Genomic DNA, 24,220 nt, shown 5'->3' on the forward strand with positions numbered 1-24,220 from the left:
TGGTTTTCGGGCTCGCAGCGAGAGGGGTCATGACGCGTCAACGTTTGGCATGGACGGCGGCTCTCGCGCTCGCCATCACCACCTTGCTCGCCACGCCAGCCCTTGCGCAGAAAGGTCTCGCCGCCGAGAGCGCGCGGCTCACCGCGCTCATCGGTGCCGGAAAATATTCGGAAGCGCTGCCGTTGGCGCAGGCGATGGTCGCCAGCCTGGAGAAGGACAACGGCCGCGATCTCTCGGGCGCGTTGAACAATCTCGGCCAGGTCCATGCCGGTCAGGGACGGGACGATCTGGCTGAGCCGCTCTACAAGCGCGCGATCGCACTCATGGAAAAATCGCTCGGCTCCGACAACGCCCTGGTTGCGGCCGAGCTGACCAATCTTGCCGCGCTCTATCAGCGGCAGGGTCGCTTCGCAGAGGCCGAGCCGCTGTTCAAGCGTGCACTTGCCGTGCGCGAGAAGGCGCTGCCGCGCGAGCATCCCGACATCGGTCAATCCCTCAACAATATCGCCACGCTCTACGCCAAGCAGCAGCGTCCGGCCGATGCCGAGCCACTGTTCCGCCGTGCGCTCGCGATCTATCAGAAGGCTGCCGGTCCCGAGCATCCCGCGGTCGCCACGGTCCTGAACAACATCGGACAGGTCGAGCGCGACCTCAATCGCGACGCCGGTGCCGAAGCGCCGATCAAGCGCTCGCTCGCGATCCGCGAAAAGGTGCTGGGGCCTGAACACCCCGACGTCGCGCGCTCGCTCAATAATCTCGCCGGGCTCTACCAGCACCAGCAGCGTTTTGCCGATGCCGAGCCGCTGTATCGTCGCGCGCTGGCGATCCGCGAACGCGCGCTCGGGCCGGATCACCCTGATGTTGCGACTTCGACGAGCAATCTTGCCGAATTTCTGCAGGCGACGGGGCGGACGGCGGATGCCTTGCCGTTGGCGCAGAAGACGCTCGCGGCCAATCGTGCGCAGCTGCGCGTCGTGCTGCCGATCCTGTTCGCGGCACGGCAGCAATCGCTGCTGGCGAGCGAGAAGGCGCTCGACGATGCGCTCGCTGCGATCCAGCGCGGCACGCAATCCTCTGCCGCTTCTGCCGTGAACAAGCTCGCGGTGCGGCTCGCCGCCGGCAGCGACCGGCTCGCCGAGCTCGTGCGCAAGGATCAGGATCTCGCGGCCGAGTCCGAAGCGCTCGACAAGGCGATCATCGCTGCGGTGTCGAAGCCATCGGCGCAGCGCGACGTCGCGGCCGAGCAGCGCAGCCGCGTGCGGATCGCGGCGATCGCGGGCGCGCGCAATGGATTGCAGAAGACGCTCGCCGTCGAGTTTCCCGACTATTCCTCGCTATCCAACCCGCTGCCGCTGACCGTCAAGGACATCCAGCCGCTGCTGGCGTCCGACGAGGCGATGGTGGTCTATTCCGTCGTCGACAGGCGGAGCTATGTCGTCGCGATCACGCGCGAGAGCGTCGACTGGAAGGAGATTCCGCTCGGAGCGGACGCGGTCGCACAGAAGGTCACGGCCTTCCGCAGGGGGCTCGATGTCGGCAAGGCGCGCGATGCATCCGGCAAATCGGGATTGTTCGACCTCGGTCTTGCCAACGAGCTCTATGTCGCGCTGCTCGGCCCGGTTGAGGCGCTGACCAAGGACAAGCGCAACCTGCTGGTCGTGCCGTCGGCGGCATTGACCGCATTGCCGTTTCATCTGCTGGTCACAGAGAAGCCACAGGCTGCGATCCCGGACCGGCTCGAGGGCTATCGCAGTGCTGCCTGGCTGCTGCGGCGTCAGGCCGTTTCGGTCCTGCCGTCGGTGATCAGCCTGAAATCGCTGCGCGCTTTTGCCCGCAGGGATCAAAGCGTCAAGCCGATGACCGGTTTCGGCGATCCCGTGTTCAACCCTGCAGCCGAAGGGCCTGCCGACCGGCGTGCCGCGAACGGCAAGGTCGCCGCACGCAGCATCGCGACGATCGCCTATGCCGACTTCTGGCGCGGCGCAGGCGTGGATCGTGCGCGGCTGGCCCAGGCGCTGCCGCAGCTGCCCGATACCGCCGACGAATTGAACGCGGTGGCGAGGGACGTCGGCGCTGCCGAGGCTGACATCCATCTCGGCCGCGACGCCAGCGAAACGACGCTCAAGCGTGCAGCGCTTGCCCAATACGGCATCATCTACTTTGCCACCCACGGCCTCGTCGCCGGCGATGTCAAGGGATTGGGGGAGCCCTCGCTGGCGCTCTCCATCCCCGACCAGCCGACGGAGCTCGACGATGGTCTTCTCACCGCGAGCGAAGTGGCCCAGCTCAAGCTCAATGCCGATTGGGTTGTGCTGTCTGCCTGCAACACCATCGCGGGCGACAAGCCCGGTGCCGAGGCGTTGTCGGGATTGGCGCGCTCGTTCTTCTACGCAGGTGCTCGCGCGCTCCTGGTGTCGCATTGGGCCGTGGATTCGGAGGCTGCGACCCGCTTGACAACGTCGACGTTCGAGCTGCTGAAGAACGAGCCAAAGCTCGGCCGCGCCGAAGCCTTGCGCCGCGCGATGTTAACCTATCTCGACGACGCCTCGTCGCCGCGCAACGCTTATCCCGCGATGTGGGGACCGTTCGCGTTGATCGGAGAGGGCGAGGTAAGATAGGGGTGTTGACGCAGTGATTGTGCGTCGCAATAACCGGACATAACGCGCAGATGTGCATTTGGTTGCGCGATCATCCGCACTTTCTCGATGCGGCCTTACAGAGCTGACATGCGCGGCGTTTGGCGCGGTCCTTGAATAAACCAAATCCTGCGGGATCAGCTTGGCAACGCCTGCGTTCATCATTATTAGGTCGTTCAGCCGAGGCCGAACGGCCCATATTCACGGTGATCGCGACGGCGCCAAACTTGGCCGCGCTTGATGTCGCGGGTTCTAGGAGGGATTTTTCGTGCAAGAGACGGGCGTGCGCAACGGTGCCTTCGGCGCCGACAAATTCGGCTTAAAGAATCTCAAGCAGGTTCACTGGAATCTGGGTGCGCCACAACTCTATCAATACTCGCTGGCAGCGGGTGAGGCGGTGCTCTCCGCCGACGGCGCGCTCTGCGCCGACACCGGCGAGTTCACCGGGCGCAGCCCGAAGGACAAGTTCACGGTGCGCGACGCCACCACCGACAAGAAGATGTGGTGGGCCGGCAACCAGTCGATCACCGCAGAGCAATTCGAGACGCTCTACCAGGACTTCCTCAAGCACGCCGAAGGCAAGCGCCTGTTCGCGCAGGACCTCTATGGCGGCGCCGACCCGGCCTACCGGATCAAGACGCGCGTCTTCACCGAGCTCGCCTGGCACTCGCTGTTCATCCGCACGCTGCTGATCCGCCCCGAGGCGATCGAGCTGCCGACCTTCGTGCCGGAGCTCACCATCATCGACATGCCGAGCTTCCGCGCCGATCCTAAACGCCATGGCTGCCGCTCGGAGAACGTGGTCGCGATCGATTTCGCCCGCAAGATCGTCCTGATCGGCGGGTCTTATTATGCCGGCGAGATGAAGAAGTCGGTCTTCACGACCCTGAATTATTATCTGCCCGAGCGCGGTGTGATGCCGATGCACTGCTCGGCAAATGTCGGCGCCAAGGGCGACACCGCGATCTTCTTCGGCCTGTCGGGCACCGGCAAGACGACGCTGTCGGCCGATCCCAACCGCACCCTGATCGGCGACGACGAGCACGGCTGGGGCCCGAACGGCGTCTTCAATTTCGAAGGCGGCTGCTACGCCAAGTGCATCAAGCTGTCGCAGGAAGCCGAACCTGAGATCTATGCCGCCTCGACCCGCTTCGGCGCGGTGCTCGAGAACTGCGTGCTCGATGAGGACACCCGCGTCGTCGATTTCGACGACGGCTCCAAGACCGAGAACACGCGTTCGGCCTATCCGCTCGACTTCATCCCGAACGCCTCGCGCACCGGCCGCGCGCCGCAGCCGAAGAACGTGGTGATGCTGGCCGCCGACGCCTTCGGCGTGCTGCCGCCGATCGCCAAGCTCTCGCCGGCGCAGGCGATGTATCACTTCCTGTCCGGCTACACCGCCAAGGTCGCCGGCACCGAGCGCGGCCTCGGCAACGAGCCGCAGCCGGAATTCTCGACCTGCTTCGGCTCGCCCTTCCTGCCGCTCGATCCATCCGTCTACGGCAACATGCTGCGCGACCTCATCGCCCAGCACAATGTCGATTGCTGGCTGGTCAACACCGGGTGGACCGGCGGCAAGTATGGTGTCGGCTCGCGCATGCCGATCAAGGTGACGCGCGCGCTGCTCACCGCCGCGCTCGACGGCTCGCTTCGCAACGTCGAATTCCGCACCGACAAGTATTTCGGCTTTGCGGTCCCGACCGCGCTGCCGGGGGTGCCGGCCGAGATCCTCAACCCGGTCAACACCTGGAAGGACAAGGACGAGTTCGACAAGACCGCCCGCGCCCTGGTCGGCATGTTCCAGAAGAATTTTGCCAAGTTCGAAGCACAGGTGGACGCCGAGGTGCGCGCGGCTGCCCCGGACGTGAAGCTGGCCGCGGAGTAAGGTCGCTCGGTCTTGGATGCGAAGAGGGCGGCCTCGCGGCCGCCCTTTTTGCTTGTGGCGAGATCCCTCCACCGTCATTGCGAGGAGCCCTTGCGACGAAGCAATCCAGACCGCCTCCGCGGAAAGATCTCTGGATTGCTTCGCTGCGCTCGCAATGACGAGTTCGCGGAAGCAGCTACGCCTTGAAATACGCGATCTGCGTCGTGGTCGCGAGCAGCCGGCCGTTCGGCGACCACAGCTCGGCGTTCTGGTCGGCGTAGCTCTTGTGCATGATCTTCGAATCGGCCGTCGCCAGCACGCGCGTGATGTCCTCAGCCGCGAGCTCCTTGGCGTCGGTGTGGAAATAGGTCGTCAGCGACACCGTGCCGAACGGCACCAGCTGGCGCCGGGCATGGAAGATGCGGCCGAAGAAGGCGTCTGACATCGACATCAGCGACAGCATGTCGAGCTTGCGCGGCGTGCGGTCGCTGATCCAGATCTTCGAATAGGTGCTGGCGGGCTCGGCCTGCGGCGGGCCGATCCGCATCTCGCCCTCGACGAAGCGAAATTCGTACTGGTTGGCCCAAGATGCCGAGATTTTTGGGAACGGCAGCGTCTCCTCGAACGGCTTGGCATCTGGATATTGTGCCACCCGGTGCTCCCAGGATGGGCGCCGCTCGGCGAACACCGCGGTGGCGAGCGTTGCGACCTCGCCGCCGCCCTGGCTGAGCTCGACGCTCCAGTGCTGGCTGGAGCGGTTGGCCTTCACCAGTCGCACGTCCAGATCGAATGGTCCCTTGGCGATCGGCGCGCAATAATTGACGGTGACGGCGAGCGGATCGCCGGCGGCTTGCGGATGCTCAATCAGCGCCCGCAGGATCGTCGCAGCCGTAGCGCCGCCGAACGGGCCGACGAAGGCCCAGTAATCGTCGCTGGTGTGCCCCTGCCAGCTCGAGTCACCGGCGGTGACGCGCGTGGCCTCGTCGAAGGGGTGCGGGAGCTTGGCGTGCATTGTTGGTCCTCGATGCCTCCACAGCCGTCCTTGCGAGCGCAGCGAAGAATCCAGACTGTCTCCGCGGAAAGATTCTGGATTGCTTCGCTGCGCTCGCAATGACGGCGGTTGAAGTTGCGGCGTCGTGTCACAACGCCGCTTAGGGAATGATGACGATCATATCATCGTCCCTCGCGAAGGATGCAATAACCTCGCAAGTAAGGCCGCTTCCACGCCGCGGAAAAATCAGCCTGCGGCGTCGCGCAGGTTCGGCAGCAGCGGCGTGGTCGGATTGACCGGCACGTTCCAGATCTCCTCGGCATATTCGCGGATGGTGCGGTCCGAGGAGAACCAGGCCATGCGCGCGACATTGAGGATCGAGGCGCGGGTCCAGGCCGGCGCCACCTGCCAGCGCGCATCGACCGCGCGCTGCGCCTCGTAGTAGGAATCGAAATCGGCGCTCACCATGTAATGGTCGAGATAACGCAGCGCGTGCGCGATGGATTCGAAACGGCCGGGGTCGCCGGGCGAGAACTCGCCTGCGCCGATCGCGTTGATGGCACGCTGCAGCTTCGGCGACCGGCGGATCACGTCGGAAGCATCCAACCCCTGCTTGCGGCGGATCATCACGTCGCCGGCTTCCATGCCGAAGATCGCGATATTCTCCGCGCCGACATGGTCGCGGATCTCGATATTGGCGCCGTCGAGCGTGCCGATGGTGATGGCCCCGTTCAGCGCCAGCTTCATGTTGCCGGTGCCGGAGGCTTCCATGCCGGCGGTGGATATCTGCTCGGACAGATCGGCGGCGGGAATGATCACCTCCGCGAGGCTGACATTGTAGTCGGGCAGGAACACGACCTTGAGCTTGCCGCCGATCGCGGGATCGTTATTGACGATTTCGGCGACGTCGTTGATCAGCTTGATGATCAGCTTGGCGTAGCGATAGCTCGCGGCCGCCTTGCCGGCGAAGATCTTCACCCGCGGCACCCAATTGCCGTTGGGCTCGTCCTTGATGGCCTGGTACAGCGCGACCGTTTCGATGACATTGAGCAACTGGCGCTTGTATTCGTGGATGCGCTTGATCTGCACGTCGAACAATGCGCCCGGGTCGACCCTGATGCCGAGCCGTTCGCCGATCAGGCGGGCGAGCTGGGCCTTGTTGTGGTGTTTGACGCTGCGGAACTTCTTCTGGAACTCGACGTCGCTGGCGCGCGCCTCGATCAGCGAGAGCTGGGTCGGATCGTCGAGCACGGCATCGCCGCAGCTCTCGCGCAACAAATCCGTCAGCTTCGGGTTCGCCAGCATCAGCCAGCGTCGGAAGGTGATGCCGTTGGTCTTGTTGGTGATCCGTCCGGGATAGAGATGGTTGAGGTCGTGGAACACGGTCTCGCGCATCAGGTCCGAATGCATCGCCGAGACCCCGTTGATGCGATGCGAGCCGACGAAGGCGAGTTGGCCCATGCGCACGCGGCGGCCGCTCTTCTCGTCGATCAGCGACACCGAGGCGCGGAAGTCGATGTCGCCCGGGCAGCGCGCTTCGGCGAGCGCCAGATGCTGCACGTTGATGCGGTAGATGATCTCCAAATGCCGCGGCAGCAGCCGCTCGAACAGCTCGACCGGCCAGGTCTCCAGCGCCTCCGGCAGCAGCGTGTGGTTGGTGTAGGAGAGGGTGGCGACCGTGATCTTCCAGGCCTCGTCCCAGCGGAAATTGTGGAGGTCGACGAGGATGCGCATCAGCTCGGTGACGGCAAGGCTCGGATGGGTGTCGTTGAGCTGCACCGCGACCTTGCCGGCGAGGTTGCGCAGCTGGCCGTCGGAGGCGAGATGCCGCTTCACCAGGTCCTGGAGCGAGGCGGAGACGAAGAAATATTCCTGGCGCAGCCGCAGCTCGCGGCCCGCCGGGCTCTCGTCGTTCGGATAGAGGAACTTGCAGATCGCCTCCGCGCGCGCCTGCTCGGCGCTGGCGCTGACGTAATCGCCTTTGTTGAAGGCATCTAACTTGAGCGGATCGGGCGAGCGCGCCGACCACAGCCGCAGCGCGTTGACGTGCTGGCCGCGCCAGCCGACGATTGGCGTGTCATAGGCGATTGCCTGCACGGTTTCAGCAGGATGCCAGATCGAGCGGTCGCGGCCCTTGTCGTCGACATGCTCGACGCCGCCGCCGAAATTGACGTCGTAGATCACCTCGGGTCGCTGCAATTCCCAGGGGTTGCCGAAGCTCAGCCATTCGTCAGGATATTCCTGCTGCCAGCCCTGATTGATGATCTGACGGAACAGGCCGTAATCGTAGCGGATGCCGTAGCCGATCGCGGGGATCGACAGCGTCGCCATGCTCTCCATGAAGCAGGCGGCGAGCCGGCCGAGGCCGCCATTGCCGAGCGCCGCATCCGGCTCGCATTTGCGCAGCTCCGGCAGCGAGACGCCGAGATCGCCGAGCGCGACCTCGAAGATCTTGAGCAGGCCCATGTTGTTGAGCGCGTCGGTGAAGAGCCGGCCGATCAGGAATTCGAGCGAGAGATAGTAAACCCGCTTGCGGCCGGCGTCGTAGCTGTGCTTCTCGGCCGTGAGCCAGCGATGCACGATGCGGTCGCGCAGCGCGAGCGCCGCGGCCTGGTACCAATCGTGCCTGGTCGCCATGCCAGCGTCCTTGCCGATGGCAAGGCGCAGCTTCGCCAGGATTGCGCCCTTGATCTCGGCCAGCGCGAGTTCGTCGATGGGCTGCCCGGGGGCCGGATAACTGGGCTGGAACGATGAATCCTGCAAAGCCGTTACTTCCTAGGTCGAAACAACTCTTAACTCTACGCGTCCTGCCCTTGCACCGGAACTGTCGCCCGCGAGGTCGTGCACTGCGCTGGCGCAAATTTATGCAAGGAATGGGCCGAATTGGGAACCCGGAGGAGCACGGAGAAACCCAGATTCGGTGCTAGATTACGAAAGATTCAGCCATCAGTGTGGAGAAGCGGACCGTGAGACTGCTGATCGAAATCGCCACTGCGGCCCTGCTCGTCGTCTGCATCAGCGCCACCAGTGCGGCGTTTGCCGCCGGCACGACCGGTCGCAGCGCCGATGGCCTCAGCTGCGGCTTCACAGCGCCGCAGAAGGCGTCGCCCGCAGCCCGCTGCGCTGCGATCAAGCGCCAATGCGGCGGCAAGTTTTACGCAAGCGCGTGTGGCGACAAGCTGATATCCGCAGCGAATTGAGAGCCGTAGGAGGTTTGGTGAGCTCAAGCCGCCTTGCTCTGCACCGTATCGCAAAACTCCGCGAGACGGTCCGCAAGCCGCAGCGTCGCCGGGCTCGCATCCGGCGAAGCCATCAGTGCAACCTCGGTCTTGTTGATCGGCGCAAAGCCGTCCTTCGCCGTCAGCACGCGGTGGTCGGTCTGGATCGCCATCTCCGACAGGATGCTGAGGCCCATGCCGGCGGCGACCGCGGCCTGAATGCCGGCGAGGCTCGATGAGGTGTAGGCGGTGTGCCAAGCGCGGCCGGCCGTTTCCAGCGCGTGGATGGCGCCGGCGCGGTAGATGCAGCCGAGCGGAAAGCCGATCAGCGGCACCGACGGCACGTTGACGTCGACCGGGTGGCTCTTGCTGGTGACCCAGTGCACCCGCTCCGGCCACACCGCGATCGCGTCCTTCGCGCCAGCCTCGCGCTTGTAGAGCGCAAGGTCGAGCTCGCCGCGTTGGAGATCGCGGGCGAGATGCTTGCTCTGGTCGGCGCGCACGTCCAGCCGCAATCCCGGATGCGAGCGCGAGAACGCGCCCAGCAGTTTTGCCAGCCGGTACGCGGCAAAGTCCTCGGGGATGCCGAGCCGGATCGCGCCATCGCTATCAGGCTGGCGCAGCACGTCGCGCGCCTCCTCGGCCAGCGAGAGCAATCGCCGCGCATAGGACAGCAGCCGCTCGCCGGCCTCGGTCGGGCGCACGTCCTTGCCGTCGCGGTGCAGCAGCACCTGACCGACATCCTCCTCCAGCCGCTTGATCTGCTGACTCACGGTCGATTGCGTGCGGTGGACGCGCTCGCCGGCGCGGGTGAAGCCGCCGGCCTCGACCACCGAGACAAAGCTGCGCAGCAGCTCGAGATCGAGCACGGCCGCCTCCATTAAGAAATCCACTGGGCGCGAGTTAATCATTTAATTTCCAAATGGCAAGCGGCCTCCCTAGATCGAGGGCAGAAAAAACATCCGAGAATGCCCCTCATGTCGCTCGCCAGCTCGCTTCCCGCCCCCCGCAGCCGCTTCAACACATTGCCGCTCGCGATCGGCCTGTTCTGCCTGCTCTGGAGCTACGCCTTCATCGCTGGCAAGATCGGCGTCACCCATTGCCCGCCGCTGATCCTGCTCGCCGCGCGCTTCTCGCTCGCGGGTATCTTGATCCTGGGCGCCACGTTGATCCGCGGCGAAGCCTGGTCGTTGTCGTGGCGCGATGCCGCGATCTTCGCGTTGCTCGGCATCGCCAACAATGCGCTCTATCTCGGCCTCGGCTACACCGGCCTGCAATCGGTCTCCGCCGGCCTCGGCGGCCTGATCGTGTCAGCCAATCCGGTGTTCACCGCGGGCCTTGCCGCGCTGCTGCTCGGCGAAGGCATGACCTGGCGCAAGGCGAGCGGCCTCTTGCTCGGCATCATCGGCGTGACCGCAATCGTCTGGCACCGCCTGTCGGTCGGCACCGATTCGCTGCACGGCATCGTTTTCACGCTGGCCTCGCTCGCTTCGATCGTGGCCGGCACCATCCTGTTCAAGCTGCTGGCGCCGAAGGGATCCCTGTGGATCGGCAATGGCGTGCAGAACCTCGCGGCCGGCATCGTACTGACACCGGTCGCGCTCACCTTCGCCGATGTCGACGCGATCGACTATACGCCGAGCCTGATCGGCGCCTTCGCCTTTCTCGTGCTCGGCGGCTCGATCATCGCTTCTTGGCTCTGGTTTCGTCTCTTGAAGACGTGTGGCGCCACCGCCGCCAGCGCCTATCATTTCCTGATGCCGCCGCTCGGCATGCTGTTCGCATTCCTCGTCCTCGGCGAGCACATCGAGGCGCGCGACCTGCTTGGCATCATTCCGGTCGCGCTCGGCATCTATCTGGTGACGCGGCCGGCGAAGGCGGTGGTGTAGGTGGAGGCCCCGCTGTTCACTATCGTCATTGCGAGGAGCTCTTGCGACGAAGCAATCCAGACTGCCGCAGCGGAGGCAGTCTGGATTGCTTCGCTGCGCTCGCAATGACGGGGGGCTAGTCCTTCCTGAACACGATCGAGGCCATCCACCCCGTCATCAGCGCCATCGCAACGGTGGCGAGGCCGTAGATCAGGCCATTCTGGCGGGCAGTGGTGGCGACGAACTGCTCGAAGCCGACCTTGACGATCTCGAACGCGGTCTCGGTCTTGCCGATGAACGCGCCGTTGGCGAACAACTTGATCTCGATCTCATAGGTGCCGATCGGCACCTCCGCGGGCAGCGGAATGCCGGTGCGGAACAGCGTCGGCGTCAGGAACGTGACCGCGCTTCCGTCTTCGCGATAGAGCCCGCGCTGGGTGCGCAGGCGAATGAAGGCCGAGCGGAACGCATCGTTGGGCACCACGTCGGCAAAGTCGCCGCTGACCCGCTGCGTCAGCAGCACGTTGTTGAGCCCGATCTGCTGCCGCCGCGCGATCTCGGGCGAGGTGATGGCGTCGAGCGGGCGGTTGGCGAACAGCGCGAGATAGCTCGGCACCTGCAGGAACTGGCGGTAGTCGGTGTTGATCCAGATGCCGAAGGTGCGCTCCTTCCGCCGCGTCACCATGTCGGCGCGCGGGCCCATCACGGTGACGACGAGATCGTAGGCGGTGCGGTCGGCGGGCGTCGTCGTATCCTTCTCGACCGATCCGAACAGCACCAGCTCCTCGCCCGAATAGTTCGGCGTCACCGTGACCCGGTGATTCGAGACCGACACAATCAGCCGCTCGGCCCGCGCAGCGCCGCCGAGCAGCAGGACGAGGACGATGGCGAGAAGCATGCGCCTCATCGGCTCACTCCGAGCTCACGGATGGTGAAGAGATCGGAGGGCTGGATCACCAGCTCGATCGCGAAGCGGATTCCGACCGAGAGGATGAGCAAGCCCAGCAGCAGCCGCAGCTGCTCGCCGCGGATCTTCTGGCCGGCACGGGCGCCGAACTGCGCGCCGGTGACGCCGCCGACCATCAGGATCAGCGCCAGCACGGCATCGACGAGGTGATTGGTCGCCGCGTGCAGCATGGTCGCGAACAGCATGGTGACGACGGTGAGAACCATCGAGGTCCCGATCACCGTCGAGGTCGGCACCCTCAAGAGATAGATCATGATCGGCACCAGGATGAAGCCGCCGCCTATACCCATGATGGCGCCGATGAAACCGATCACGATGCCGACGATCACCACGGGGATGACCGAGAGATAGATCTTCGAGCGCTTGAACCGCATCTTCAGCGGCAGGCCGTGGATCCAGTTGTGGGTGCGGCGCGGCGGCAGCGCCCCGCGCCGGGTCCGCATCAAGGCGCGCAATCCTTCCGAGAACATCAGGCTGCCGACCGTGGTGAGCAGCGCGACGTAGGAGAGCGCGATCATCAGGTCGAGCTGGCCGAGCGCCCGCAGCTGGGTGAAGGTCCAGACGCCGAGCGTCGTGCCGGTCACGCCGCCGCATAACAACACGCTCGCCAGCGCCGGATCGATCGCGCGCCGCCGCCAATAGGAGAGGGCGCCGGAAAAGGAGGAGGCCGCGATGTGGCTCGCCACGGAGGCCACCGCGACCGCCGGCGTGATGCCGATGAAGATCAAAAGCGGCGTCATCAAGAAGCCGCCGCCGATGCCGAACATGCCGGAGACGAAGCCGACCGCCGCGCCCATGGCGAGCACCAGGAAGACGTTGACCGGAAGATCGGCGATCGGGAGGTAAAGCTGCATTGAACCTGCGCACAGGCGAGACGGATCGACGAACGCGGAATGCTCGCGGAGAGGACGGAACGATTGCCGCGTCCTTCAATAGCGGAATTCGCGGGCGGGCGGGACCGGGAATTTCAGGCGTGGTGAATGGGTATGACGCGCGCGTGATGATCTCTGCGATCGTCCGCACTCCCGCTGCAGGCGGAGAGGCGAAAGGTCAGAACGGACTGACCGAGAAATACCGTAGCCAGAGATCGGTGTAGCGGCCTTTTTCCCAGATCCGGAACATCGACCAGTTCAGGGCCTGGCGCAGCACGTCGTTGCCCTTGCGCACGGCGATGCCGATGCCCTCGCCGAAGAAACGGCTCTCGACGAACGGACCGCCGGAGAAGGCGCAGCAATCGGCCGAATCCGTGCCGTTGATCCAGAACGCCAGCGAGATGGCGTCGCCGAAGATGAAGTCGACCTCGCCCCTGCGCAGAGCTGCGCGCATCGCATCGTCATTGGGGTAGGCGTGCAGCTCGGCGTCGGTGAACATCGCCTTGAGATACGCCTCGTGCGCCGAGCCGGCGATGGCGCCGACCTTCTTGCCCTCGAGATATTCGGGGCGGATCTCCGGCATCACCGCATCCTTGCGCGAGACGAAGCGCGCCGGCACGCGGTAATAGGGATCGGTGAAGTCGACGCGGGCGCGCAGCTGCGGGCTCACCGCCATGGAGGCGATGATGGCATCGCCCCGGTTGGAGGTGAGCGCATCGACCAGCGTCTCGAAACGCCGCATCTGCACCGTGCAGGTGACCTTGATCTCCTCGCACAGGGCGCGGGCGAAATCGACGTTGAAGCCGGCCGGATTGCCGTCCGCACCGGTGTAGTTGAACGGCGGATAGTCGGTCTCGGTCAGGAAGCGGATCACGGTCAGGCGGGACAGGTCCGGCCGTTCGGGGCGCCGGCGCGGGTCCCAGAACCCGGGCACCGCCTGCGGGGCGGCCTGGGGCGCCGCCTGAGGGGTGGTCTGTGGCGCAGCCGGAGGCCGCTTGGCGGGAGCTTGCGCGTTCGCCTCGGTGAGGCCGCCGAGCAGGCAAAGGCCAGCAGCCAGCCCTGCCAGCAAGCCACGGACAGATTTAAGCGATTTCGCCTGTTGCGATGGAGCCATCGGCCGAAGGAATGAATTTCGTCGGGATCGGAGGGCCTTATAGACCATCCCGCCGGGAACGCGAGCGCCGATTGTGGCCAGCGTGAAGCTCAGAGATAGCGCTTCAAATCAACGGCTGCCTCTTCCGGCGTCCGCTTCAAATTGAACGGCGAGACGAACCTGCCCTCGCGGTCCATCAGGTAGATCAGCGCGGTGTGGTCCATCGTGTAATCGCCGTCCTTAGTCGGGACCTTTTTGGCATAGACCCGGTAGGAGGAGATCACTTTGGCGGTCTCGGCGGGGTCGCCGGACAGGCCCTGGAGGTGCGGATCGAAGCTCGACAGGTAATCCTTCATCGTCGCCGGCGTGTCGCGCTCGGGATCGACCGAAATGAAGATGGCATTGACCTTGTCGGCGTCCTTGCCCAGCGCGCGCAGCACTTCCGAGATCTCGAACAGCGAGGTCGGGCAGACGTCGGGGCAATGGGTGTAGCCGAAGAAGATCAGGGTCGGCTTGCCCTTCAGGCTCTTGTCGGTGACGGCCTTGCCGTTCTGGTCGGTCAGCTGGAACGGGCCGCCGATCGCGGCCGGCTGTGCCACCTTGCCGACCCCGCCCATGGCCCAGAACATGATCAGGAGCCCGACGACGAGGCTTGTAGCGAAGGCGGTCGCGATCACCATCGGACGGGTGGCGGAGCTCATGGGCGGAAAACTTCCTGTCGCAGGTCAGAAGCAGGCGGCAAAGCCGGTCCTGATCATTTCGAAGAACACCTGGCTGCCATAGTGGAACCAGAGCGCCAGCGCGCCGATCACGGCGAGACCGCCGATTGCAGCGCCCGCCCACAGCAGCACGGATGGCATCCGCCCGGCAGTGGGCGAATTGTCCGATAGCCGATGTGCCGGGTGCAGCGGTTGAGCCATGACAACGATCGGGACGAAGGCCCCGGTTCCCTGGCTTTCAGATAGGCTTTGCGCCGGCTGCGGGCAAGGCGCCGCCAGCAGGCAAGGCTCCGCCAGCTGGCAAGACGCCGCGGCGGCGCCAAAGGACGCCGCCAGCCTGTGGATGTCAGTGGAGGAGCTGGCCCCGGGCGGATTCGAGCGGCTCCGCTTGCGGGAGCGACCGGCGCGACGGCCTGGTCGTCGAGGCCTGCGCGTCCAGGTAGCACGGCTTGTACATGGCCTGGAGCTGCTTGCCCCTCAGGAAGAGCATCCGCGGGGTGAGGCCGCCCCGCTGGCCGATCCAGCGCCTGATCTGCGAGGGATACATCGCATAGAGCATCTGGGTCGCTTCGGGATTGGTGATGGCGCGGCCGTTGGCGCCGAAATCCCAGGCGGCATGGAAGCCCAGCGTCGCATGCGAGGTCACGCAGATCCGGTCGTGCGGGATAGCACCGAGAACGATGGTACAGGCCGAGGCGCAGAGGCCATCGATGATGACCGTCTCGCCCGATTGCCTGAGGTCCTGGTACTTGTCGACGTAGGTTCCGATCCGGCCGCCGCGGTCATCCGCGATCCGAACCACCGCGTGAGAAGCCCCCATGCCTGCGATCAAGAGAACCGCCGCAAGCAACCCCGTCAGAAAATTCATTTTCCCCCGCCCCAGTCGAATTCGAATCTGTGTGTCAGGTGATGATGCACGGCTAGCGTCGGTCGTAACCGAGGCTTTGTCTAGGCAGGCCTGCTGGCTCAAAACAAATTAAATCCAGTGTTGCGTCCGCGCTGCACCCGGCCGGTCTCCATCCCAAAGTGGAACAAGTTAACGAGGTCTTGCGCGCCATACCCTTGATCTCAGTTGCAACCGCTGGCTTCAATCCGGGCAACTACAGGGGGGAACCCTTGAGGAGGAGAAGAACTTGGAGGGGGAAGCGCATGGTTGAAGAAACGGATGTCATCGTCGTCGGTGCGGGACTGTCGGGCCTCGTTGCCGCCACTGAGATCGCTGATGCGGGCAAGCGCGTGATGGTTGTCGACCAGGAAGGCGAGCAGTCGCTGGGGGGCCAGGCGTTCTGGTCGTTCGGCGGATTGTTCCTGGTCGATTCGCCGGAGCAGCGCCGGCTCGGCATCAAGGACTCCTACGAGCTTGCCATGCAGGACTGGCTCGGCACCGCCGGCTTCGACCGCGACGAGGATTTCTGGCCGCGCCAATGGGCCGAAGCCTATGTGGCCTTCGCGGCCGGCGAGAAGCGCGGCTGGCTGCGCGCGATGGGCCATCGCTTCTTTCCCGTGGTCGGCTGGGCCGAGCGCGGCGGATATGATGCGATGGGCCACGGCAATTCGGTGCCGCGCTTCCACGTCACCTGGGGCACCGGCCCGGGCATCGTCGAGCCGTTCGAGCGCCGCGCGCGCGAGGCGATGAAGACCGGCCGATTGATCTTCCGATTTCGCCATCGCGTCGATGCGCTCTCGGTCACCAATGGCACGGTGGATGGCGTCAGCGGCGTCGTTCTTGCGCCCGATGATGCAGAGCGCGGCAAGAGCTCCTCGCGCAACGTGGTCGGCGACTTCGCACTGAAGGCGCAGGCCGTGATCGTCGCCTCCGGCGGCATCGGCGGCAACCACGAGCTGGTGCGGCAGAACTGGCCGAAGCGGCTCGGTGAGCCCCCGAAGTTCATGATCTCCGGCGTGCCCGAGCATGTCGATGGGCGCATGATCGGCATCACGGAAAAGACCGGCGCGCGGCTGATCAACCGCGACCGCATGTGGCACTACGTCGAGGGCATCCAGAACTGGAACCCGATCTGGCCGCGTCACGGCATCCGCATCCTGCCGGGTCCTTCCTCAATGTGGTTCGACGCCACAGGCACGCGGCTGCCGGCGCCGCTATTCCCGGGCTCGGACACGCTCGGCCAGCTCAAATACATCACGTCGACCGGCTACGACTATTCCTGGTTCATCCTGACCCAGAGCATCATCAAGAAAGAGTTTGCGCTGTCGGGCTCGGAGCAGAACCCGGACCTGACCGGCAAGAGCTGGCGCATGACGCTTCGCCGCGCCACCAACAAGGGCGCGCCGGCGCCGGTGGAGGCGTTCAAGAGCCATGGTGTCGACTTCATTGTCCGCGACAAGCTCGATGAGCTCGTTGCGGCCATGAACAAGCTCGCCGGCAGCGATCTCCTCAAGCTCGAGCACATCAGGATGCAGATCGAGGCGCGCGACCGCGAGATCGCCAATCCCTACGTCAAGGATGCGCAGGTCATGAACATCCACAATGCGCGCCGCTATATCGGCGACAAGTTGATCCGCACCGCTTCTCCGCACCGCATCCTCGATCCCGCGCATGGGCCGCTGATCGCCGTGAAGCTCAACATTCTCACCCGCAAGACGCTGGGCGGCTTCGAGACCGATCTCGACTCCCGCGTGTTCGGGGAGGAGGGCCGCGTCATTCCCGGCCTTTACGCCGTCGGCGAGGCCGCCGGCTTCGGTGGCGGCGGCGTGCATGGCTATCGCTCGCTGGAAGGCACCTTTCTGGGCGGCTGCCTGTTCTCGGGCCGCAATGCGGGCCGTGCCGCCGCCAAGGCAGTGGGCTAGACCATGCGGCGGCGGATGCGCATCGCCACGCTGATCGCTGCTTTGACGGCAGCTTCGGCTGCGTCCGCCGATACGGTCGATGTCAACGGGGTGAAGCGCTCCTACACCGCGCAACTGCCGGCCAAGCGGCCCGCACCGCTCGTCATCGTGCTGCATGGCAAGACCCAGCGCGGCGCCGACATGGTCACGCGGACGGCCTGGCCGCAGGTTGCCAAGCGCGAGGGCCTTGCCGTTGTGTTTCCGGACGGGCTCAACAACGCATGGGCGGACGCGCGCACCAAGGCGGGGCCGGCCCTGCGCGGACCACCGGTCGGCACCGATGACGTCGCCTTCATCGCAAGGCTGGTCGAGAAGCTGGTGGCCGACGGCACGGCCGATGCGAAGCGCGTCTACGTCGCCGGCGTCTCCAATGGCGGTGCCATGGCGATGACCATGGCCTGCGCGCGGGCCGATCTGTTTGCGGCGGCTGCGAGTGTGATCATGAACCTCAACGACGAAGCCGCCGTCACCTGCCATCCGTCGCGGCCGCTGCCGATGCTGCTCATGAACGGGACGGAAGATCCGCTGGTCCCTTATGAGGGCGGGCGCGGATCGAGCTATTTTGCCGCAGAGGGATTCTGGTCGACGGATGAGACGCTGGCGTTCTGGCGCAGGCTCAATGGCTGCGAGACCGACGACGCCGGGATCACCGACATGCCCGACGCGGCGCCCGCGGACCAGTCCACGGTCACGCGTATCAGCTCGCGCTGTCCGGCTGGGCACGACGTCGTGCTCTATCGCATCAACCACGGCGGCCACCGCATGCCAGGCTTTGCTCCGGATGCCCGATTCCCGAAGGTCGCCAGGAACCTGCTCGGACCGCAGAACGGCGACATCGACGGCGCCGAAACGATCTGGACGTTCTTCAGCCGGTTTCCGTGAACGGCGTTGCTGCCCCACGCATGCGTGCCGGGCAACGCATGCGTGGCAGGCAACGCACGCGTGCCAAGGGGTGGCACAGTGCAAACCGCTGGGCTAGACAGGGCCGCCATTCCAGCCAGGAGATCCAGATGAGCATTCAGCGTTTAGAAACCGGCCCGCGCATGAGCCAGGTCGTCGTGCACGGCAACACCGTCTATCTCGCCGGTGTCGTCGCCAACAAGGCGGCCGGCGAAAGCGTGACGAAGCAGACCCAGGACATCCTGGCGACCATCGACGGTCACCTCGCCAAGGCCGGCACCGACAAGTCGAAGCTGCTCTCGGCCACGATCTACATCACCGACATGAAGACCTTCGCAGAGATGAACGCTGTGTGGGACGCCTGGGTCTCGCCCGGCAATACGCCTGCGCGCGCCACCGTCGAAGCCAAGCTGGCCGCCCCGCAATACACCGTCGAGATCATGGTGACGGCGGCGAAGTAATTTTTGCGAAAACCTCACGCGCGTTGATGACCTCCGAGGTAATCGATCAACGCGCGTGAACCTTCGATAGTCACAGTCAGCCGGACAACACGGCGCCATCGAAGGAGAGAACCATGACCGACCCCGTCACCATCGCCCGCCGCTACATCGAGCTCTGGAACGAGCGCAGTGCCGGCCGCCGCCGCGAGCTGCTGAGCGAAAGCTGGACAACGGATGCGAGCTACGTCGACCCCGTGATGAAGGGCGACGGCCAGGACGGCATCGAGGCGCTGATCGCAGGTGTGCAGCAGCGCTTTCCCGATTTCACATTCAAGCTGATCGGCGAGCCCAACGGCTACGGCGATCACATCCGCTTCTCGTGGGGACTTGGCCCTGACGGCGCCGACAGCCCGATCAAGGGCACCGATTTCGCCGTGCTGAAGGACGGCCGGATCAGAAGCGTGACCGGATTTCTCGATCAGGTCCCGGCCGGGGCGTGAGAGCGCTGGCCCTCGTCGCGCAGGCGAGGAGAGGACCGAAATTTGGACCTCACAAGCGGTCGTCATGCCCGGGCTTGTCCCGGGCATCCACGTTCTTCGTGCCGCGGGTAAGACGTGGATGGCCGGGACAAGCCCGGCCATGACGATGTCGAGTCTATCGTGCCTCAAATGGACAGCGCGTGTGCGATCGCCCTGTCGCAGGCCATAGCCCCCCTCGACGAAGCCATCCCTACGGCTTACCTGTCATGCCGTGCCGCCCCGTCTCCTCCAGACATCGACCGAGCCGGCCGCCCTGCTGCCGGATCGCTTTCGGGCCTGGTTCGCAGCCCGCGGCTGGTCGCCGCGCGCGCATCAATTGGCGCTGCTGGAGAAGGCGCGCGAGGACCGGTCCGCTCTCCTGATTGCGCCGACCGGCGCCGGCAAGACGCTGGCCGGATTTCTGCCCACGCTGGTCGAGCTGTCGACGCAGCCGCTGACACGCGACGCGGGTGCGAAGAAGAACCTCGTCTCCACCGGCCGCAGCGTGCAGCGCAGCGGCGGCCTGCACACCCTCTACATCTCGCCGCTCAAGGCGCTCGCCGTCGACATCGCGCGCAACCTTGAGCGTCCGATCGCCGAGATGGACTTGCCCATCAAGGTCGAGACCCGCACCGGCGATACGCCGGTGTCGCGCCGTCAGCGGCAGCGGCGCTATCCGCCCGACGTGTTGCTGACGACGCCCGAGCAGCTCGCGCTGCTGCTCTCCTCCGACGACGCACCGTTCCTGTTTTCCTCTCTCAAGCGCATCGTGCTCGACGAGCTGCACGCGCTGGTCACGTCCAAGCGGGGCGATCTGCTCTCCCTCGGGCTGGCGCGATTGTGGCGCCTCGCGCCGCAGATGCGCGCGATCGGCTTGTCCGCGACCGTAGCCGAGCCAGAGCAGCTCGCGCGCTTCCTGGTGCCGCAGCCCGACGGCAAGGAGCGGGCAGCCGACATCGTCGTCGCCGGCGGCGCCGCGCCGCCCGTGGTCGAGATGCTCGATACGCGCGAGCGGCTGCCCTGGGCCGGTCACAGCGCGCGTCACGCGCTCCCTGAAATCTACGAGCTGATCAAGGCCAACAAGACCACGCTGGTCTTCGTCAACACCCGCAGCCAGGCCGAGATGCTGTTCCAGAATCTCTGGAGCATGAACGACGATGGCCTTGCCATCGCGCTGCATCACGGCTCGCTCGACGTCGCCCAGCGCCGCAAGGTCGAAGACGCCATGTCGGCGGGCCGGCTGCGCGGCGTGGTCTGCACCTCCTCGCTCGACCTCGGCGTCGACTGGGGTGACGTCGATCTCGTCGTCAATATCGGCGCGCCAAAAGGCTCCTCGCGTCTGATGCAGCGCATCGGCCGCGCCAATCACCGCCTCGACGAGGCTTCCCGCGCGGTGCTGGTGCCCGCCAACCGTTTTGAAGTGCTGGAGTGCCGCGTCGCCATCGACGCCATCGCCGAGAATGCGCAGGATACGCCGCCCTTGCGCACTGGCGCGCTCGACGTGCTGGCTCAGCATGTTCTGGGCTGTGCCTGTGGCGAGCCGTTCTTCAGCGACGAGCTCTATGGCGAGGTTCGCACCGCCGCGCCCTACGCAAGCCTGTCGCGGCAGGATTTCGACGACGTCGTCGATTTCGTCGCCTCCGGCGGCTATGCGCTGAAGACCTATGAGCGCTTTGCTCGCATCAAGCAGGACAAGGAGGGACGCTGGCGCGTCGCCAATCCCAAGGTGCGGCAGAGCTACCGCATGAATGTCGGCACCATCGTCGAGGACGACATGCTGAAGGTGCGGCTGGTGCGTTCGCGCGGCAGCGCTGCAGGATCCACAGGCGTGATCGCACGCGGCGGCCGACTGCTCGGCGAGATCGAGGAAGCCTTCATCGAGGGCCTCTCCCCCGGCGACACATTCGTGTTCTCGGGCGAAGTGGTGCGCTACGAGACCCTGGTCGAGGACCAGGTCTATGTCTCGCGCGCGCATGACAAGGACCCGAAGGTGCCGTCCTACATGGGCGGCAAGTTTCCGCTTTCGACCTATCTCGCCGAGCGCGTGCGCCGCCTGCTCGATGATGGCCGCGCCTGGGGCGGCTTGCCGGAGCAGGTGCGCGACTGGCTGTCGCTGCAGAAGGATGTCAGCAAAGTGCCGGCGGTCCGCGAGCTGCTGGTCGAGAGCTTTCCGCGGGCCAACAAGCATTATCTCGTTTGCTACCCCTTCGAGGGCCGTCTCGCGCATCAGACCTTGGGCATGCTGCTGACGCGCCGGCTGGAGCGCGCTCGCGCGCGTCCGCTCGGCTTCGTCGCCAATGAATATGCCGTGGCGATCTGGGGGCTCGGTGATCTCTCCTTCATGATCCGCGATGGGCGGATCGACCTCAACGCGCTGTTCGATCCTGACATGCTCGGCGATGATCTCGAAGCCTGGCTCGCCGAATCCGCGCTGATGAAGCGAACCTTCCGCAACTGCGCCATCATCTCCGGCCTGATCGCGCGCCGCCACACCGGGGAGGAGAAGAGCCGCCGTCAGGTGCTGTTCTCGACCGATCTCGTCTACGACGTGTTGCGCAAGCACCAGGCCGATCACGTCCTGCTCCGCGCTGCGCGCGCCGATGCCGCCACCGGCCTGCTCGATTTGCGCCGGCTCGGCGACATGCTGATGCGCATCCACGGCCGCATCACGCACCGGGAACTCGACCGCGTCTCCCCGCTCGCCGTGCCCGTGATGCTGGAAATCGGCCGCGAGTCAGTTTATGGCGAAGCTGCAGACGAGCTTTTGGCGGAAGCCGCCGACGAGCTCGTCAAAGAGGCGATGGATAGAAGCGGGTAAGACGTGACGGCAGGCGCGCTGATTTCGGGAGATGTCGAGGACATGCGCGTTTCCAGAGTCACGATCAGCGATGTGACCTTTGCGGCCGATCTCTCCGGCGCGCTGTTCTGGGACGAGCAGCGCCTGCTCGTCGTCTCCGACCTGCATCTCGAGAAAGGCTCGAGCTTCGCCACGCGCGGCGTCCTGCTGCCGCCTTACGATACCATTGCGACGCTCGGCCGGCTCGCTGCTGTCATCTCCCGCCATGATCCGCGAGTGGTCATCGCGCTCGGCGACAGTTTTCACGACCGCAGCGCGCATGAGCGCCTGTCCGCCGAGGACCGCGACGCCTTGGCCGCACTCCAGACCGGCCGCGACTGGATCTGGATTTCCGGCAATCACGACCCCATGCTGCCGCGCGATCTCGGCGGCACCATCGCGGACGAAGTCGCGATCGGCCCGATCACCTTCCGCCACGAGCCCACCGGCGCCCACGGCGAGATCGCCGGTCATCTGCATCCGAAGGCGCGTGTCTCGGCGCGTGGCCGCTCGATGGAGCGCCGCTGCTTCGCCAGCGACGGGATGCGGGCGGTGATGCCGGCATTCGGTGCTTACGCGGGGGGCCTCAGCGTCCGCGATCCAGCCTTCGCAAAGATCTTTCCGGCGAATGGCTTTGTCGCCCATCTCCTCGGCGACCGCCGCGTCCACGCCATTGCGGCCTCGCGCTGCCATTGAGGCGCCGGCTGCATTAGGACAGCACTACGACCGGTATTTTTCCGGAATCGCGCAAAGCCCGCTGTCGGTATTAACGTCCGCGCTTGCCGGGGCTGGATTTCATCCCGAACAAGATTGCAACCGGCAAAGGGGTCGCCTCGGGCGGCCCCTTTCGATTCCATGTGCGCCCAGAACAAATTAAGAACACTTTAGCAAGTCTTTGATATATCATTGTGATTCGGCGCCTCGCCGATACAATATCTAGCGTCTGTCCGACTTTGCGAGGACTACATGTCCACCATTGCCTTCGACCAGTTTGCCCTCACCCGGATCGCCGATTTCGCGCGCTCGCTGTCACGGCTGCATCAGGCCGCGCGGCGCCAGAGGGTCGATGACGACCAGTTCGACCGCGAGTTCAACGCGGTGTGCCAGTCGATCTGGGGCTACACCATCGACGATGTCAGCGACGATCTGTTCTCGTCCGAGGATCATCTGTTTCTCGACACGCTGGACGAAGCGCATGCGCGCATCTTCGCGGCGGAGCAGGGCTATGACCTCGTCGGCGATCAGGGCATGCTGACCGATTGGTGGGGCTTCTGCTGGATGATCCTGGCCGAGAAGCGCGGCCTCCTGACGCCGGAGAACCGCGCCTCCGCGCGCGCCGCGATCGAGGAGAAATATCTGGCGGCGCCGAATGTGATCGGCGTGATCATCGGGAGGTAGTGCCGCAAATTCCGTCATTGCTTCGCTACGCTCGCAATGACGGTGTGGTTACAGGTGAGGCTTAATCCAACCCCGCCCGCTTCGCCGGCTTCGCGGCGGTCTTCGGCACTGTCACGTCCGGCAGCGGCTCGCGCACGATCTCGTTTGACGCTGGCGCATCTGCCGACACCGTCTCGGCGCGCACCGGCGCCACCTTCATCTCGCCGAGCCGCGCTCGAACCTGCGCGGTGAGGCCGGGATAGGAGGCAACCGGGGTGAAATCCGCAGCCTGGTCGTTGCCGACGCGGACACCGGTATAGGCGACGAGGCCGTCGCTGGTGGCGATCACGTCGCCGGCCTTCAGGGAGGAATCCAGCGCAAGGTCGACCGGGGCAAGACCGACGGGTTCACGGCCGTTGCAGGTGCAGTCGGCGCGCAGCGCCTTGCGGTAGGCGAACGCGTTCTCGCTGTCGGCGTAGCGCTCGCCGGTCTGTGAATAGGCACCGTCGATCGACGAGCCGAAATAGACCTTGGTCGCGCTGGCAGGACAGAACGCCTGACACATCTGCGCGGGTGAGACGAGACCGCGCATCAGCGGAAAGTATTTCCCGTCGCAACTGCGTACGCAGAAGGCCGGTCCCGAGCCACCGGCCGCGGCCGAGCGGGTCGGCGGCACATATTGCGGCGTGGCGCCATTCTGCTGGCTGCTGAAGGGATCGACGTGGGAGTTCGCCGGCGGCACCTCGCGCTGCGGCCGCTGCTGCATTCCGCCGAAGAGGAAATCGAACAGGCCTTCGGCTGCAACCGAGGTCGGCGCCGCCAGCAGCGGCGCTGCCAGCATGGCGGCCACAAGCGAAGCGCGACGCCGCCGGCGCGCATGGGACATGACTGTACGCAATGCTTACTCCACCCGACGCTACTGAATCGGCTGGGACCGAGCGATCTCAGCACACGATTCACCATAAAGCGGGATGGTAAATGAGCAGTTGAGCGTAGGCGGTTTCAAGACGAGGCGGTGGCCTCTTTAAGGCCGGGCGCAGCTTTGGACGGGTGGTTGCTACCGGGACACATTGA

21 protein-coding genes are annotated in these 24,220 nt (G+C 65.3%); 11 read left to right on the top strand and 10 right to left on the bottom strand.

Annotated features, from left to right (window positions below; genetic code table 11):
• Positions 1-29 precede the first annotated feature (29 nt).
• Both I6F12_RS22725 and I6F12_RS22730 read left to right on the top strand, forming a co-directional pair.
• On the top strand, positions 30-2,618 hold the full coding sequence (locus I6F12_RS22725) for a CHAT domain-containing tetratricopeptide repeat protein (protein ID WP_225157253.1): 2,589 nt from the start codon (positions 30-32) through the stop codon (positions 2,616-2,618).
• Between the two features lie 286 nt (positions 2,619-2,904).
• Positions 2,905-4,521 carry a phosphoenolpyruvate carboxykinase gene (locus I6F12_RS22730; RefSeq protein WP_109145474.1) on the top strand — a complete coding sequence of 539 codons (1,617 nt, stop codon included), beginning with the start codon at positions 2,905-2,907 and terminating at the stop codon, positions 4,519-4,521.
• Between the two features lie 175 nt (positions 4,522-4,696).
• On the opposite strand, the gene I6F12_RS22735 is transcribed toward I6F12_RS22730, so the two are convergent.
• Together I6F12_RS22735 and I6F12_RS22740 are read right to left on the bottom strand one after the other, a co-directional pair.
• A complete protein-coding gene (locus tag I6F12_RS22735) occupies positions 4,697-5,512 on the bottom strand; it encodes a thioesterase family protein (RefSeq protein ID WP_225157254.1) in 816 nt (271 codons plus the stop codon).
• Positions 5,513-5,737: 225 nt separating this feature from the next.
• On the bottom strand, positions 5,738-8,254 hold the full coding sequence (locus tag I6F12_RS22740) for a glycogen/starch/alpha-glucan phosphorylase (protein ID WP_225127025.1): 2,517 nt from the start codon (positions 8,252-8,254) through the stop codon (positions 5,738-5,740).
• A gap of 203 nt (positions 8,255-8,457) precedes the next feature.
• On the opposite strand from I6F12_RS22740, the gene I6F12_RS22745 reads away from it, so the two are divergent.
• A complete protein-coding gene (locus I6F12_RS22745) occupies positions 8,458-8,691 on the top strand; it encodes a hypothetical protein (RefSeq protein ID WP_057027807.1) in 234 nt (77 codons plus the stop codon).
• 23 nt (positions 8,692-8,714) lie between these two features.
• Here the strand turns inward: I6F12_RS22745 and I6F12_RS22750 are convergent, their stop codons facing one another.
• The gene (locus tag I6F12_RS22750) at positions 8,715-9,578 is read right to left on the bottom strand and encodes a LysR substrate-binding domain-containing protein (protein WP_225127163.1); all 864 of its coding nucleotides are present in this window, start codon (positions 9,576-9,578) and stop codon (positions 8,715-8,717) included.
• A 108-nt stretch (positions 9,579-9,686) separates the two neighbouring features.
• On the opposite strand from I6F12_RS22750, the gene I6F12_RS22755 reads away from it, so the two are divergent.
• Positions 9,687-10,598: a DMT family transporter gene (locus tag I6F12_RS22755; RefSeq protein WP_036014164.1), complete on the top strand. Its 912-nt coding sequence runs from the start codon at positions 9,687-9,689 to the stop codon at positions 10,596-10,598.
• Between the two features lie 115 nt (positions 10,599-10,713).
• Here I6F12_RS22755 and I6F12_RS22760 read toward each other — a convergent pair whose 3' ends face one another.
• The 6 genes from I6F12_RS22760 to I6F12_RS22785 form a co-directional block, all read right to left on the bottom strand.
• Positions 10,714-11,484 carry a TIGR02186 family protein gene (locus tag I6F12_RS22760; RefSeq protein WP_036014162.1) on the bottom strand — a complete coding sequence of 257 codons (771 nt, stop codon included), beginning with the start codon at positions 11,482-11,484 and terminating at the stop codon, positions 10,714-10,716.
• Entirely contained in the window at positions 11,481-12,398 is a 918-nt protein-coding gene (locus I6F12_RS22765) for a sulfite exporter TauE/SafE family protein (RefSeq protein WP_225157255.1), read from the bottom strand. Before I6F12_RS22765 ends, I6F12_RS22760 begins: the two co-directional genes overlap by 4 nt.
• 196 nt (positions 12,399-12,594) lie before the next feature.
• Positions 12,595-13,530, bottom strand: a complete 936-nt coding sequence (locus I6F12_RS22770) for a transporter substrate-binding domain-containing protein (RefSeq protein ID WP_225147234.1) — start codon at positions 13,528-13,530, stop codon at positions 12,595-12,597.
• An 89-nt stretch (positions 13,531-13,619) separates the two neighbouring features.
• Positions 13,620-14,210, bottom strand: a complete 591-nt coding sequence (locus I6F12_RS22775) for an SCO family protein (RefSeq protein WP_225157256.1) — start codon at positions 14,208-14,210, stop codon at positions 13,620-13,622.
• Positions 14,211-14,234: 24 nt separating this feature from the next.
• Positions 14,235-14,429, bottom strand: coding sequence for a hypothetical protein (locus tag I6F12_RS22780; RefSeq protein WP_036014155.1), 195 nt, complete (start codon positions 14,427-14,429; stop codon positions 14,235-14,237).
• Positions 14,430-14,574: 145 nt separating this feature from the next.
• Entirely contained in the window at positions 14,575-15,096 is a 522-nt protein-coding gene (locus I6F12_RS22785; protein ID WP_036014153.1) for a hypothetical protein, read from the bottom strand.
• A gap of 281 nt (positions 15,097-15,377) precedes the next feature.
• Between I6F12_RS22785 and I6F12_RS22790 the strand changes: the two genes are divergently transcribed.
• The 7 genes from I6F12_RS22790 (at position 15,378) to I6F12_RS22820 (ending at position 23,167) form a co-directional block, all read left to right on the top strand.
• Positions 15,378-17,036 (top strand): FAD-binding dehydrogenase, encoded by a 1,659-nt coding sequence (locus tag I6F12_RS22790; protein WP_225152063.1) that lies wholly within the window; start codon positions 15,378-15,380, stop codon positions 17,034-17,036.
• A 3-nt stretch (positions 17,037-17,039) separates the two neighbouring features.
• Positions 17,040-17,957 (top strand): PHB depolymerase family esterase, encoded by a 918-nt coding sequence (locus tag I6F12_RS22795; RefSeq protein WP_036014144.1) that lies wholly within the window; start codon positions 17,040-17,042, stop codon positions 17,955-17,957.
• A 128-nt stretch (positions 17,958-18,085) separates the two neighbouring features.
• Positions 18,086-18,436: a RidA family protein gene (locus I6F12_RS22800; RefSeq protein ID WP_036014142.1), complete on the top strand. Its 351-nt coding sequence runs from the start codon at positions 18,086-18,088 to the stop codon at positions 18,434-18,436.
• 113 nt (positions 18,437-18,549) lie between these two features.
• On the top strand, positions 18,550-18,915 hold the full coding sequence (locus tag I6F12_RS22805; RefSeq protein ID WP_036014140.1) for a nuclear transport factor 2 family protein: 366 nt from the start codon (positions 18,550-18,552) through the stop codon (positions 18,913-18,915).
• A 250-nt stretch (positions 18,916-19,165) separates the two neighbouring features.
• Positions 19,166-21,751: a ligase-associated DNA damage response DEXH box helicase gene (locus I6F12_RS22810; protein WP_225157257.1), complete on the top strand. Its 2,586-nt coding sequence runs from the start codon at positions 19,166-19,168 to the stop codon at positions 21,749-21,751.
• Positions 21,752-21,793: 42 nt separating this feature from the next.
• On the top strand, positions 21,794-22,465 hold the full coding sequence (gene pdeM / locus I6F12_RS22815; protein WP_050995974.1) for a ligase-associated DNA damage response endonuclease PdeM: 672 nt from the start codon (positions 21,794-21,796) through the stop codon (positions 22,463-22,465).
• 270 nt (positions 22,466-22,735) lie between these two features.
• Positions 22,736-23,167 (top strand): hypothetical protein, encoded by a 432-nt coding sequence (locus I6F12_RS22820; RefSeq protein WP_036026470.1) that lies wholly within the window; start codon positions 22,736-22,738, stop codon positions 23,165-23,167.
• A gap of 61 nt (positions 23,168-23,228) precedes the next feature.
• Here I6F12_RS22820 and I6F12_RS22825 read toward each other — a convergent pair whose 3' ends face one another.
• Complete coding sequence (locus I6F12_RS22825; RefSeq protein WP_036026471.1) at positions 23,229-24,032, bottom strand: DUF2865 domain-containing protein; 804 nt, start codon at positions 24,030-24,032, stop codon at positions 23,229-23,231.
• Between the last annotated feature and the right edge of the window lie 188 nt (positions 24,033-24,220).

Source organism: Bradyrhizobium sp. IC4059, assembly GCF_020193615.1.
GTDB classification, from domain to species: domain Bacteria; phylum Pseudomonadota; class Alphaproteobacteria; order Rhizobiales; family Xanthobacteraceae; genus Bradyrhizobium; species Bradyrhizobium yuanmingense.

What these genes read in the sequence shown, in the direction of transcription:
- pdeM (WP_050995974.1), top strand. Translation starts at nt 21,794, where the DNA reads ATGCGCGTTTCCAGAGTCACGATCAGCGATGTGACCTTTGCGGCCGAT.
- I6F12_RS22780 (WP_036014155.1), bottom strand. Translation starts at nt 14,429, where the DNA reads ATGGCTCAACCGCTGCACCCGGCACATCGGCTATCGGACAATTCGCCC.
- I6F12_RS22770 (WP_225147234.1), bottom strand. Translation starts at nt 13,530, where the DNA reads ATGGCTCCATCGCAACAGGCGAAATCGCTTAAATCTGTCCGTGGCTTG.
- I6F12_RS22800 (WP_036014142.1), top strand. Translation starts at nt 18,086, where the DNA reads ATGAGCATTCAGCGTTTAGAAACCGGCCCGCGCATGAGCCAGGTCGTC.
- I6F12_RS22755 (WP_036014164.1), top strand. Translation starts at nt 9,687, where the DNA reads ATGTCGCTCGCCAGCTCGCTTCCCGCCCCCCGCAGCCGCTTCAACACA.
- I6F12_RS22725 (WP_225157253.1), top strand. Translation starts at nt 30, where the DNA reads ATGACGCGTCAACGTTTGGCATGGACGGCGGCTCTCGCGCTCGCCATC.
- I6F12_RS22760 (WP_036014162.1), bottom strand. Translation starts at nt 11,484, where the DNA reads ATGAGGCGCATGCTTCTCGCCATCGTCCTCGTCCTGCTGCTCGGCGGC.
- I6F12_RS22790 (WP_225152063.1), top strand. Translation starts at nt 15,378, where the DNA reads ATGGTTGAAGAAACGGATGTCATCGTCGTCGGTGCGGGACTGTCGGGC.
- I6F12_RS22735 (WP_225157254.1), bottom strand. Translation starts at nt 5,512, where the DNA reads ATGCACGCCAAGCTCCCGCACCCCTTCGACGAGGCCACGCGCGTCACC.
- I6F12_RS22765 (WP_225157255.1), bottom strand. Translation starts at nt 12,398, where the DNA reads ATGCAGCTTTACCTCCCGATCGCCGATCTTCCGGTCAACGTCTTCCTG.
- I6F12_RS22795 (WP_036014144.1), top strand. Translation starts at nt 17,040, where the DNA reads ATGCGGCGGCGGATGCGCATCGCCACGCTGATCGCTGCTTTGACGGCA.
- I6F12_RS22820 (WP_036026470.1), top strand. Translation starts at nt 22,736, where the DNA reads ATGTCCACCATTGCCTTCGACCAGTTTGCCCTCACCCGGATCGCCGAT.
- I6F12_RS22805 (WP_036014140.1), top strand. Translation starts at nt 18,550, where the DNA reads ATGACCGACCCCGTCACCATCGCCCGCCGCTACATCGAGCTCTGGAAC.
- I6F12_RS22825 (WP_036026471.1), bottom strand. Translation starts at nt 24,032, where the DNA reads ATGTCCCATGCGCGCCGGCGGCGTCGCGCTTCGCTTGTGGCCGCCATG.
- I6F12_RS22785 (WP_036014153.1), bottom strand. Translation starts at nt 15,096, where the DNA reads ATGAATTTTCTGACGGGGTTGCTTGCGGCGGTTCTCTTGATCGCAGGC.
- I6F12_RS22775 (WP_225157256.1), bottom strand. Translation starts at nt 14,210, where the DNA reads ATGAGCTCCGCCACCCGTCCGATGGTGATCGCGACCGCCTTCGCTACA.